This is a genomic window from Pseudomonas sp. lyk4-R2A-10 (assembly GCF_030209075.1).
Classification (GTDB): domain Bacteria; phylum Pseudomonadota; class Gammaproteobacteria; order Pseudomonadales; family Pseudomonadaceae; genus Aquipseudomonas; species Aquipseudomonas glycinae.
Genome location: NZ_JARVSR010000013.1, coordinates 237,897 through 250,067, shown reverse-complemented (window position 1 = coordinate 250,067; position 12,171 = coordinate 237,897). Strand labels below are relative to the sequence as shown.

General features: G+C 60.2%; 12 protein-coding genes. 5 read left to right on the top strand and 7 right to left on the bottom strand.

The window, feature by feature from the left end:
• Positions 1 to 11: 11 nt before the first annotated feature.
• From QRN46_RS24770 to QRN46_RS24755, 4 genes are all read left to right on the top strand, one after another.
• Positions 12 to 737, top strand: coding sequence for a substrate-binding periplasmic protein (locus tag QRN46_RS24770; protein WP_285357892.1), 726 nt, complete (start codon positions 12 to 14; stop codon positions 735 to 737).
• Positions 738 to 869: 132 nt separating this feature from the next.
• Positions 870 to 1,487, top strand: coding sequence for a GTP cyclohydrolase II (ribA, locus tag QRN46_RS24765; protein ID WP_007955551.1), 618 nt, complete (start codon positions 870 to 872; stop codon positions 1,485 to 1,487).
• A complete protein-coding gene (locus tag QRN46_RS24760; protein WP_011336131.1) occupies positions 1,484 to 1,903 on the top strand; it encodes a hypothetical protein in 420 nt (139 codons plus the stop codon). The genes ribA and QRN46_RS24760 overlap by 4 nt, the downstream gene beginning before the upstream one ends.
• Positions 1,903 to 2,703: a cobalamin-binding protein gene (locus QRN46_RS24755; protein ID WP_221615927.1), complete on the top strand. Its 801-nt coding sequence runs from the start codon at positions 1,903 to 1,905 to the stop codon at positions 2,701 to 2,703. The genes QRN46_RS24760 and QRN46_RS24755 overlap by 1 nt, the downstream gene beginning before the upstream one ends.
• Here the strand turns inward: QRN46_RS24755 and QRN46_RS24750 are convergent.
• The 7 genes from QRN46_RS24750 to QRN46_RS24720 all read right to left on the bottom strand — a co-directional run bounded on the left by QRN46_RS24750 (position 2,700) and on the right by QRN46_RS24720 (position 11,100).
• Positions 2,700 to 4,583 carry a TonB-dependent receptor domain-containing protein gene (locus tag QRN46_RS24750; protein ID WP_285357887.1) on the bottom strand — a complete coding sequence of 628 codons (1,884 nt, stop codon included), beginning with the start codon at positions 4,581 to 4,583 and terminating at the stop codon, positions 2,700 to 2,702. The two genes, QRN46_RS24755 and QRN46_RS24750, sit on opposite strands and share 4 nt — an antisense overlap.
• Before the next feature lie 153 nt (positions 4,584 to 4,736).
• Entirely contained in the window at positions 4,737 to 6,635 is a 1,899-nt protein-coding gene (gene dxs / locus QRN46_RS24745) for a 1-deoxy-D-xylulose-5-phosphate synthase (protein WP_064382210.1), read from the bottom strand.
• Between the two features lie 91 nt (positions 6,636 to 6,726).
• Positions 6,727 to 7,614: a (2E,6E)-farnesyl diphosphate synthase gene (ispA, locus tag QRN46_RS24740; RefSeq protein ID WP_201818776.1), complete on the bottom strand. Its 888-nt coding sequence runs from the start codon at positions 7,612 to 7,614 to the stop codon at positions 6,727 to 6,729.
• Positions 7,611 to 7,853, bottom strand: coding sequence for an exodeoxyribonuclease VII small subunit (locus QRN46_RS24735; protein WP_007894317.1), 243 nt, complete (start codon positions 7,851 to 7,853; stop codon positions 7,611 to 7,613). The genes ispA and QRN46_RS24735 overlap by 4 nt, the downstream gene beginning before the upstream one ends.
• Before the next feature lie 102 nt (positions 7,854 to 7,955).
• A complete protein-coding gene (locus QRN46_RS24730) occupies positions 7,956 to 8,546 on the bottom strand; it encodes a retron system putative HNH endonuclease (protein ID WP_084777013.1) in 591 nt (196 codons plus the stop codon).
• On the bottom strand, positions 8,539 to 9,846 hold the full coding sequence (locus QRN46_RS24725; protein ID WP_064382206.1) for an AAA family ATPase: 1,308 nt from the start codon (positions 9,844 to 9,846) through the stop codon (positions 8,539 to 8,541). The genes QRN46_RS24730 and QRN46_RS24725 overlap by 8 nt, the downstream gene beginning before the upstream one ends.
• Before the next feature lie 120 nt (positions 9,847 to 9,966).
• A complete protein-coding gene (locus QRN46_RS24720) occupies positions 9,967 to 11,100 on the bottom strand; it encodes a Fic family protein (RefSeq protein WP_201818774.1) in 1,134 nt (377 codons plus the stop codon).
• 277 nt (positions 11,101 to 11,377) lie between these two features.
• Between QRN46_RS24720 and QRN46_RS24715 the strand changes: the two genes are divergently transcribed.
• A complete protein-coding gene (locus QRN46_RS24715; RefSeq protein ID WP_064599718.1) occupies positions 11,378 to 12,169 on the top strand; it encodes a YfaP family protein in 792 nt (263 codons plus the stop codon).
• Positions 12,170 to 12,171 lie beyond the last annotated feature (2 nt).

Sequence of the window (12,171 nt, the reverse complement as noted above, 5' to 3'; positions counted from 1 at the left end):
GGGGCACAGGGATGACTCGACGCTTGTTGGCGATAGTGGTTTTGACCTTGCTTGGCGCCGTGGCCCAGGCACAGGACGCACCGCCGTCGGTCATTCACCTGGCCAGTGAAGATTGGGAAGACTACACCGCCGCCGATGGCCATGGCCTGGGCTGGGACGTGTTGCGCAAAGTGTTCGAGCCGGCCGGCGTGACCCTGGATATTCGCACCGTGCCCTACACCCGCTCGGTGGGTCTGGTGCAACTGAAGGAAGCTGACGCACTGGTCGGCTCCTATCGCGGTGAAGCCGAGCAGGTGCTGTACCCGAAATGGAATTTCGATTCCGACCACATCTACGCGCTGGGTCTTGCCAGCAACCCATCGCCGACCCAGGCGACGCTGGGCAAGTATCGATTGGCCTGGGTGCGCGGCTATCGCTACGAAACCTACCTGCCGAACGTCAAACGCTTCAACCAGATCGAGCGCCGCACCGGCATCCTGTCGATGCTCAAGCAGGGGCGGGCGGATTACTACATCGATGCGCTGACGGAAATCGAAGCAGTGGTGAGAAACGCCGCCGATCCGTCGCAATATCGTTATTCGCATCTGGCGGAATTGCCGCTGTACCTCGGCTTCGCCGACACCCCGCAAGGCCGGGCGCTGATGTCGATCTATGACCAGCGCATGGAGCAACTGGTGAAGAGCGGCGAGTTGAAGCCGATCTTCGAGCGCTGGAAGCAGCCGTATCCGTTCGAGTAAAGGCGATAGCGACGAGCCTGTCATCAAACTTTTTGATAGTTATCCCCGATAATTCAGCCTAAGCGCCTCTGGGAACCTGCTGTTACAATGCCGCCCAGCGAATCTCGGACTTTTCAGATCAGGAGCACACCGGTGCCTGTCGTTTTTGTCGCCGCTTCCAAGCTGCCAACGCCTTTTGCGCAATTCACCATGCACGGTTTTCTCGACGAAGCCACCGGCCGCGAGCACGTCGTGCTGAGCCTGGGCGAGATTGCCGACGGTGCCCCGGTACTCGGCCGTCTGCACTCCGAATGCCTGACCGGCGATGCCTTGTTCAGCCAGCGTTGCGACTGCGGTTCGCAACTCGAAGGCGCCCTCAAGGCCATCGCTCGCGAAGGCCGTGGCGTGTTGCTGTACCTGCGTCAGGAAGGGCGCGGCATCGGTCTTTTGAACAAGATCCGTGCCTACGAATTGCAGGACGGCGGCGCCGACACCGTTGAAGCCAACGAGCGTCTGGGCTTTGCCGCCGACCAGCGTGACTACGCCATGTGCCTGCCGATGCTCGAGCATCTGGGCGTCAAATCCCTGCGTCTGATGACCAACAACCCGCGCAAGGTCAAAGCCTTGACCGACATGGGCATCGTCGTCGCCGAGCGCGTGCCGCTGCACACCGGCCACAATCCGCACAACAAACTCTATCTGGCGACCAAGGCCAGCAAGCTCGACCACATGATGGGCAACGAGCATCAGGGCGAGGTAGACCGGGCGTGACCCGCGGGCAAGTGCGGCGCCGTCTGTCGATCGCCTGGTGGAAATACCTGGCGCTGGCGCTGTTGCCGCTGTTCGTGATCAACGGAGTGTTCGGCCAGGGCGAGGCGATTCTGCCGGTCTTGGCGATGCCTTTGTTTATCGCTGGCGTGGCGTCGATGTTTGTCAGCCTGAAGTTTTTCGGGCGCTACAAACATGCGCTGATCGCCACGCAAAAAGCCCTCGATACCCCTGAAGAACCCGCTGCCTGGATCGCCCTGGCGGCCTGCCTTCGCAGTGCATTCGTGGTCGCGGCGCTGCCGGCATGGATCGGCGCGCTGGCGGTGTTCGTCGGCCTTGAAGCGGTGCCGCTGATGTTGCTGGCGCTGTCCACGGCGGTGCTGTTCTACCTCTACCGTATCCCGCGTCAACTCGCCTGATGCGGCGTCTCTGGCTGGCGGTTCTGCTGCTGGCCGTCAGCGGTGAAACGCTGGCCGCCCTGCGGGTGGTCAGCCTCGCGCCATCCCTGTCTGAAATCGTTGTCGAACTGGATTCGGCCGACCTGTTGGTCGGGGTGCTGGATGGCGGTGAGCGGCCATCCGCGATCAAGGACGTGCCTTCGGTAGGCCGTTATGGCCAGCTTGACATGGAGCGGCTGCTCAGCCTCAAACCTGACTTGTTGCTGTTGTGGCCCGGCAGTGTCGGCCCGGCTCAACGTGATCAGCTCAAGCGCCTGAACATCCCGACGTTCGTTGCCGAGCCTCACAGTCTCGAACAGCTGACTGCGCAGATTGAAGCCATCGCGATACAGCTCGGTCGTCCTGAGCGTGGGATCGAACGAGCTAGTGAGTTGCGACAAAACCTCGATGAGCTGCGCCAGCGCTACCGACGGGAAACGCCGCTGCGGGTGTTCTATCAGGTCTGGGACGCGCCGCTGTACACCGTCGGCGGCGGGCAGATCATCAGCGATGCGCTTGAAGTGTGCGGCGCGCGCAATGTGTTTGCCGATTTGAGCCTGCCCGCGCCGCAGGTGAGCATCGAGGCGGTTTTACAGCGTGATCCCGAAGTGATTCTCGCCGGCGATCAGCCGCAACTCGATGCGTGGAACGCCTGGCCGCAGGTCACAGCGGTGAAGCATCGGCAATTACTGCTGGTCACCGACAAAGGTCTGGAGCGCCCGAGCGGGCAGATGATCGAGGCGACCGCCAAACTCTGCCACCTGATCGCGCCAGATCGTTAGAGCTGCGGTGTCCAGGTCACGCCGAACATGAACGCCCGACCTTCCTCGCGATAGTCATACTGACTGCCGTCATGGCTGTACAGCGCCCGGCTGTAACCCTTGTCCAGCAGGTTGTCGATCTTGAAATCCAGCTTGATCTCGCGGTTCAACGCCCAGCTGCTGCGCAGTCCGAGCAGTGCATAACCGCCAAGCGGCTGCTGATTGTTCAGGTCGTCATAGCTGCTGCTCACGGCCTGCCAACTGGCGCCGAGGCCAAGGCGATCGAACTGTCGATCCAGATCCCAGCTCAATGTCCGCCGTGCACGCCGTGCCAACGTGTGGCCGGTGTCGCGGTCACGGGGATCGATGATCGCCACGCCGAGGTTGCTCTGCCAGCCGAACAGCTCCTGTTTCAGCGCTGCTTCGAAGCCGTTGATCCGCGCCGAGGCGACGTTTTCCGGGCGTGAGTTGCTGCCGAAGATGATCGCGTCTTCCAGATCGGTCCGGTACAGCGAGGCTTCGAGGCGAGTGCTGTCGCTCAACTGGCTGCGCCATTGCAGCTCGTAGCTTTTCGAGGTTTCCGGTTTCAGGTCGGGGTTGCTGAAGTCCGGGTAATACAGATCGTTGAAGGTCGGCGCGCGGAAGCCTTCGCTGTAGCTGAGCAGCAGATCGTTGTCCGGGTTGACCGGCAAGGTCAGCGTGCCGCTCCAGCTGTTCTGGCCGCCGAACTGCTGGTTGTCATCACGACGCAGGCCCAGTTCGGTGGAGAAACTGTCGGCCTGGAAGCGATGCTGGATGAACGCGGCGCGGTTCCAGCGGCTGTCTTCGTCGAACGCGGTGCTGCTGTTGATGCGGTCTTCGTACCAGTCGCCGCCAAGGATCAGGCTGTTGCGCGCATCGAGGGTCAGATCGTTCTGCCAGGTCACCGAATCACGGTAGGTGTTGAACACCGAGCGTTCGTCGCTGAGCTTGTCGAAGGACTTCTCGCGGTTTTCGCTATGGCCGAGTTCCAGGCGCGACTTCCAGCGCTCGTTGATTCGCGCGTCGATGTAGCTGCTGAAACTGCTGACGGTGAAATCGCTGTAGGGCTGCTGCTGGAGGGAGTCGAAAGTCACCGGGTCGAAGCGGCCGAACGGGTTGTCGAACTCGCTTTTGCCACGGTTATCGAGCAGGTTGGCGCCGACTTCGATGTCATCGGTCAGCGCGTGGCTGAGACTCAGGCTGATGGACTTATTGCGATAGGCGTCGTGGTCACTGTCGCTGGGATAGGATTCGTGGGTGCGGTCGAGGCCGGCGGTTTCATCGAGGCTGGCGCCGAGGTTGAAACGTGTTTCCTCATCACCTCCGGACAGGCCGACACTGCGCTCCCAGGTCTGATTGCTGCCGAATCCGACATGCACCCGGGGCTGCAAGCCTTGTTCGCCGCCGCGCCGGGTGAAGATCTGAATCACCCCGCCAATCGCATCGCTGCCGTAGATCACCGAACGCGAACCGCGCAAAACTTCGACCCGCTCGATCTGCTCGATGTTGAGGTGTTGCAGATTGCTGTCGCCGGAAGTGGAGTTGCCGATGCGCTGGCCATCGACCAGCACCAGGCTTTGCGCCGATTGCGTGCCGCGGATGTAAATACCCGGAAGACTCCCGCGTCCGCCGGTTTGCGTCACTTGCACGCCCGGTACCCGTTGCAGCAGATCGGTGACGCTGCGCGGTTGCAGACGCTCGATGTCTTCGCGGGTGAACACGGTGTTGGCGGCGCTGCTGTCGTTGCGCGCTTCGACCTGACGGTTGGCGCTGATCAGCACGTCCGGCAGCTTCAGGGCCTGGTCGCGTTCGAAATTGTCAGCGAGGGCGTTGGCGGAGGGCAGCAGCAGGAGGGGCAGGGCGAGGCGCGAGAGGTTCATCGGTATTCCGTTGGTATTTCTGGTGGCACTAGATTTCCAGCGGCACAAAACACTGTGGGAGCGGGCTTGCCCGCGATGGCGTCGGTACATCCAACATCAATGTTGACTGTGCCGACCTCATCGCGGGCAAGCCCGCTCCCACAGGGATGGTGATTACTTGTTGAGCAGTTCCAGGCGCTCCCGCACCGCCGCTTCGATCCCCACTTCATCCAGTCCGCACTCGGCCAGCATCTGCGCCGGTTTGGCGTGCTCGACGTAAACGTCCGGCAAGCCCAGGTGCAGCACCGACTTGAGGATGTTCTCGCGGGCGAGGAATTCGCTGACCGCGCCACCGGCGCCGCCCATGATCGCGTTCTCTTCGATGGTCACCAGCAGGTCGTGGCTGTTGGCGATCTCGCGTACCAGCGCTTCGTCCATCGGTTTGACGAAACGCATGTCGACCACGGTCGCGTCCAGCGTCTCGGCGACTTTCAGGGCTTCGGCCATTTGCACGCCGAACACCAGCAGGGCGACCTTGCTGCCCTGACGACGCACCACGCCCTTACCGATCTCGATCGGTTCGAGGTCTTTCTCGATGGTCGCGTTCGGGCCGGTGCCGCGCGGGTAACGCACCGCCGCCGGGCCGTTGTACAGGTGGCCGGTGGTGAGCATCTTGCGGAGTTCATTTTCATCGCTCGGGGTCATGATCACCATGCCCGGGATGCAGCGCAGGAACGACAGGTCGAAACTGCCGGCGTGGGTCGGGCCGTCTTCGCCCACCAGACCGGCGCGGTCGATGGCGAACAGCACGTCGAGGTTCTGCACCGCGACGTCATGCACCAACTGGTCATAACCGCGTTGCAGGAATGTCGAGTAGATCGCCACCACCGGTTTCGCGCCTTCGCAGGCCATGCCGGCGGCGAGGGTCACGGCGTGTTGCTCGGCAATCGCCACGTCGAAGTAGCGCAGCGGGAAGCGTTCGCTGAACGCCACCAGATCCGAGCCTTCCTTCATCGCCGGGGTGATGCCCACCAGACGCGGGTCGGCAGCGGCCATGTCGCACAGCCACTCACCGAACACGCCGGAATACTTCGGCCCGCCGGCCTTTTTCGGCGCAGCGGCAGGGGCGTCCAGCGGTTCGAGTTTGGTGATGGCGTGGTAACCGATCGGGTCGACTTCCGCCGGTGCGAAGCCTTTGCCTTTCTTGGTGACGATATGCAGGAACTGCGGGCCTTTCAGATCGCGCATGTTGCGCAGGGTGGCGATCAGGGTCGGCAGGTCGTGGCCGTCGATCGGGCCGATGTAGTTCCAGCCCAATTCTTCGAACAGGGTGCCGGGGACCAGCATGCCTTTTGCGTACTCTTCGGTACGACGGGCGATTTCCCAGGCACCGGGCAGGCGCGACAGCACTTTCTTGCTGCCCTCACGCATGCTCGCGTAAGTGCGGCTGGAAAGGATCTTCGCCAGATAGTTCGACAGACCGCCGACGTTGCGCGAGATCGACATGTCGTTGTCGTTGAGGATCACCAGCATGTTGGCGTCGACTTCCGGCGCGTGGTTCAGCGCCTCGAAGGCCATGCCGGCGGTCAGGGCGCCGTCGCCGATCACCGCAATCGCCTTGCGATCGCTGTTCTGCAGGCGGGCGGCGATGGCCATGCCCAGCGCGGCACTGATCGAGGTGCTGGAGTGGCCGACGCCGAAGGTGTCGTACTCGCTCTCGGAACGGCGCGGGAAGGCGGCGATGCCGTCCTTCTGGCGCAGCGTTTCCATGCGCTCGCGACGACCGGTGAGGATCTTGTGCGGATAGGCCTGATGACCGACGTCCCACACCAACCGGTCGTCCGGGGTGTCGAAGACGTAATGCAACGCGATGGTCAGCTCGATGACGCCCAGGCCGGCACCGAAGTGCCCACCGGTCTGGCCGACCGTGTAGAGCAATTCCAGGCGCAACTCATCAGCCAGGGTTTCCAGCTCGGCTTCGCCTAACCGGCGCAGGCCGTCCGGCGTGTTAGCGCGGTCGAGCAGGGGCGTGGTCGGGCGCTTGCGGGGAATCTCATGAAACGTCGTGGGCATCAGGCGAATCGTTATAGGTATAAAAGATGCGGCAGTTTACCTGATGCATCGCCCCCTGCCCACGCGTTGGTCTTTTTTGGCAGATAAGCCTTCAGTTGCGCCGGTCGACGATATACCGGGCCAGATCGCGCAACGGCTCGGCAGCCGCGTCAAACGGTCGCAGCGCGTGCAGGGCCTGATCGCGCAGTTCCAGCGCATAGGCCTTGGCGGCGTCCAGACCGAGCAGTGCCGGGTAGGTCGGCTTGTCGCGGGCGATGTCGGCGCCCTGGCGTTTGCCGAGGGTTTCGGTATCGCTTTCGACGTCGAGAATGTCGTCCTGGACCTGGAATGCCAGGCCGATGGCCTGTGCATAAGTCTGCAGGGACTTGAGTTCATCCTTCTCGGCAGAGCCGCTGGCCAGGGCGCCGAGCCTGACGCTGACTTCGATCAGCGCGCCGGTCTTGTGTCGGTGCATCTGTTCCAGCGCTTTCTGATCAAGCTTGAGGCCGACCGAACCGAGGTCGATGGCCTGACCGCCGACCATGCCAGCCGGGCCCGCCGCGTGCGCCAGTGCTGTGACCTGCTGCAGGCGGATGTCCGCGCTCAGGTCGCTCAGGCGCGGGTCGAGCAGGGCACTGAACGCCAGGCTCTGCAAGCCGTCGCCGGCGAGGATTGCGCAGGCTTCGTCGAATTTCTTGTGAGTCGTCGGCTGGCCGCGACGCAGATCGTCGTCGTCCATCGCCGGCAAATCGTCGTGCACCAGCGAATACGCGTGGATCAGCTCAACCGCACACGCTGCGCCGTTGGCCTGTTCGGCCTTGCCGCCAAGGGCTTCGCATGCGGCGTAGGCCAGCAGCGGGCGCACGCGTTTGCCGCCGTTCATCACGCTGTAGCGCATGGCTTCGTAAAGCCGCGCCAGTTCTGGCAGCGGAGCGTTGAACAGGGTTTCCAGTGCCGCATTGACCCGTGCCTGGCTGGTGGCCGAATACGCTGCAATCATTCTGGCTGATCCGCGTCGAAGGGTTCCTCGGCGAGTTCGCCATCGCGCTCCAGCAACACCTGGACCTTCTGCTCGGCCTGGGCCAGCGCCGCCTGGCAGTCACGGGTCAGGCCGATGCCCTGCTCGAAAGCGGTCAACGAGTCTTCCAGCGACAATTCACCGTTCTCCAGACGCTCCACCAGCGTTTGCAGGTCGGCGAGGGACTGTTCGAAATCCAGTGCAGCTTTTTTGCGGGCCATGGCGGCTAATTCCGGTTGACGTTAAACCGGCGCGACACTAGCAGATAGGGGGGGTATGGGCAAATGAGCGGGGCGGGTCAAAGCCTTGAAATGGCGAAGGCGCTAGCTGATTAACCTGAGCAAAATATGACGGAAAGGGGCTTGTTTCAGAAAGTCTCTCGCCAATTGCGGGTGTTCTTTGAGCAAGCTGACGAACGCTTTTATCCACTTTTCCCGTTCTCGAATGAGTGCTGCACTATGGAGCCCAAGCATATCTCGCGTTTGACGAACCAAATGCCTATTTCTCCTGTTGAGATCGGGCATGGGTTCCAGTGAACCATCTGACGATAAAGAGAACTGCTCATTGCAACCGGGAGCAGGCTCAATCGGGAGAAGCCGATCTCCTTTTCGCTGGCCACATCCGTCTGACCGGATACACCCGTGTGCATAGTTGGTGTAAGAGAAGGTCAAGTGAGGGTGGCCATCACTACCGCGCTTGGGCTTGATGTGGTCAATTTGACCTGTGTCGGGTTGCAGCGGCATTTCACAGTAAACGCAAAGTCCACCTTGATCATTATGGAGGCTCGCCTTCACGATTTTTTTCACCGGGCGGAAAGCCTCTCCATCAAAATCATCTGGTCCCGCGCCGGGATAAGTTTCGTTGAAATCCAGCAGTGCTTTTGGGGGAGCGGGGTTGTGAGTCAACTCAATCATTACGCGTCTTCCTGACCTGCGCCGCGAGGAACGTCCAGAGCGTCATGTCAGCCTCGGAGATTTCGTAACCAGCGTTATCCAGTTCCTGTTTCAACTGGGTAGCTTTTGGGCTGTTACCGGCACCATCCCGGAACAATTGTTCGTACGCGTGGGCAGTTTCAACGATCGCCATCGGAGGGCGGGTGTTGACATTCATGACGCCCGCCAACGCATCTCCGGATTCCTGTGCCAAGGGACTCATAGCCGGTTGTTCTGAAACCCAGCCTTGCTCGTCCTTGTGAATGACACGGATCTGCTCACGATTCGCCGTCGTCAAGACCTGAGGACTATGTGTGCTAACGATGAACTGAATTTTCGGGAACGCTTTGCGAAGTGCTGCCAGGACCTGTTGTTGCCAGGCAGGATGTAGATGCAAATCGACCTCGTCGATCAGAACAATACCTTCTGTGAGCAATGGGGCTTGATCCTCAAACTGACCATTCAGGCGCGCGCAGCGAAATGCCATGTCGGCAGTCAATGAAATCATCGCTCGAACGCCATCACTCAGCAGGCTGATTGGCAGAAGCCCATGATCAGGATGAGACATTGCGAGATCTTCATAGCCAAGGCTGTAGTGAAAGTTACTCCAGCCTTCATTCTCCAGAACCAGATTTACTGCATTTTGAATGCCGGTGATTCTTGGCTTCAGATCCGATTGCTCGTAACCCGGCAACTCTTGTTGTTGAAGCAAGGCCATTGTCGCCTTCCGCATCCATTGCTGCATTTGCACAAAATTTGATGCAGAAGACAGGCAGTCTTCATACCCCATGGTTCTACTGGCACTAACCACCGCTTTTCGTGAGCTGTTGTTGTGTGTGATCCAAAGGCGTCCAGCTGGGTAATAGCTGATTAGCGGCAAAGCAGTTGCAGCCTTGGTTCGTGCTAACTCTTGAAGGTTTTTGCCCCAGTTGGCCAGTGAGGTGGCTTCTTTTGTAGTCGTACGGCTTTTGGGGCCATGCAGTGCTCGTTGCCATTGGATGGCGGGATCATCGAGGACAGCATCAATGATGACTGGAAATCTCTGTTCGTTTTCGAAGCTGTTGCCGAGACGAACGTAACGAGCATCGGTTCGCTCAATGTGCTTGGATTTGCCCATATCGAATGCGCCGACAAATGGCCCCAGCGCGGTGGCAATGGCTTCAAGTATTGTGGTTTTACCCTGCCCGTTACGTGCGGCAATGACCGTCAGCTCAGGATGGAAGTCGATTTCAATGTCTTCAAATCGACGGAAATCCTTTAGTTTCAGTTTGCGCAGCTTCACAGGAGTACCTCTATTTTTCCCGTCCTTGCCGACGGATTTTCTGGCCGTAGTTGACCATGAGATGACATTGAGCTCCAGTCGAAATCTTGAATTGAAACTGGATAATGCTTGGCAGCGCACTCAGTCTGGAGAGTTGATTTGGTAGCGACTGCTCCGCCCTCCTGCGGCTGTCCGTTTCAAACATTTTTTCTTGACCAATTCAGCCAAATGCCTGGTTGCTGTGGCCTTGGACAGTTTTGTTTCCGACTGATACTGCGCTGCGCTGATACCGTGCTCGAAACCGCGCTCACCACCGTCGAGCAAACGATTGAGCACTTTGATCTGCTCCGCCGACAGCCCGGATTCCCGGTGCGCCTGCCAGAAGCGTGATTTTCCCAACACACTTTCAATCCGCGCGATGGCCTGTTGCAGACTGCGCAGCAGGGTTTGCAGGAACCATGCGAGCCAGTCTGTGATGTCCAGCGTGGCTTTCTGGCTCGATTCGAGAATCCGGTAATAGCCCGCGCGGTCGTCGAGAATGCTGGCGGACATCGCATAAAAACGAATGGCCTGCGCTTCGCCTTGAGCCAATGCCAGATCGGTGAGGGTGCGAGTCAGGCGCCCATTGCCGTCGTCGAATGGGTGCAAGGTGACGAACCAGAAGTGTGCGATACCGGCTCGCAGTAAAGGATCGAGGCCTGCCTGATGCTGACTGGCGTCGAACCATTTGAGAAAACTGTCGAGTTGTCGCTCAAGCCCTTGTCGCGGTGGCGCCTCGAAGTGCACGGTCGGGCGGTCGATTCGCCCGGAAACCACCTGCATCGGCTCATCGCCGCGTAATGCGCCTACATTGATTGCTCGCGAAAGGAAACCACTCTCCTGTTCTGGAAACAGCCATGAGTGCCATTCCAGCAATCGTTCCAGCGTCAGCGGTTCGGCAAAACGTTGAGTGGCATCGAGCATCAGTTGCGCCAGCCCCTCGCTGCGCTTGCTGACGTTGTCGCCATCCGGTGATTCCAGCCCCAGACGTCGTGCCAATGAAGAACGCACGGATTCAATATTCAACTGCTCCCCCTCGATGGCCGAGGAGGTCACGATGTTCTGCAGCAACGCGTCCAGCTCAGTTTGAGCGCTCAGTGAATTGCCCACTGATCCCGCCATGCCCATCAATTGTCCCTGCGCCTGAACGCATTCGCGCAACAGCGCAGTGAGATGCTCTGCCTGCCAGTTGAAGTCGGGCCAATCGGGTTGCTGCCAGATCCAGTGAGTTGCCATGAAATGCCATTCCTGAGTGCGTGAGCCGAATAGAAGTGCTATTCGGCTCATTTCGTGAGCCGAATATGACGCCTATTCGGCTCATCGTCCACTAGTCGCCGTGATTACTACCGCATTTCAAGATGTATCCGATTGTTAAAAAACTGCCGAATCGCTAACCTTCGCGCCTTCTACGACCCGACAGTCACGGGTCTTTCAGACGAAACGCAGTATCGCCCACTGTGAAGCGCCGAGGATCGGGTGCAAGGTTTCGTTCAGGCATGGCAGGAGGCATCACATGCGTTCACTTCTTTTGCTGCTGATCGGCCTGGCCTGCGCGCCCGCGCTGCTGGCGGCGCCGAGCGCGGAGCTGTCGGAGCCGGTGGGCGGCTGGCGCTATCACGGGCTGCTCGATCGCACGGAAAACCCGCAGGTCGCCTATCCCACGCCGCCCATCGATCGCGGCATCCAGCGCAATCGCACGATGATTCAGGGCCAGCTCAAGGCGATCGGGCATCTGCGCCCGCCCCACAGCCTGGCGGTGAATGGCAATCCACTGAATCTGTACACCGACGACGATGGGCGTTTCGCCCGGCCGTATGCGTTCGGCGCCGGCTCCAACAGCGTCGAAGTGATCAGCGCCGACGGCCAGTCGCTCAAGCGCGTTCAATTCTACGAAGCCAACAATTTGCGCACGCCGGCGCGGATCCGCGTGGTGCTCGGTTGGGACGACCCTAAAGCCGAACTCGACCTGCACGTCATTACGCCTGACGGCCAGCACGCCTTCTGGGCGCGGCCGGCGATGAGCAACGGCGGCGGCCTCGATCCGGACGGTGTCGACGGCCCCGGCCCGGAAATGTTCACCATGACCGCGCCGCTGCACGGCACCTATCTGGTTTACGTCAACTATTGGGGCAACTTCGGTAACGGCGGCTATAACTTCGAGGAGACCAGCAACCAGAACGAGGTCATCACCTCGCAGATCACGCTGGTGCTCAACGAAAACACCGTCGACGAAAAACGCGAAACGTTCATCGTGCCCCTGCGGGCCATCGGTGATCTGCTGCTGGTCAAGACTTTCAACTATTAAGC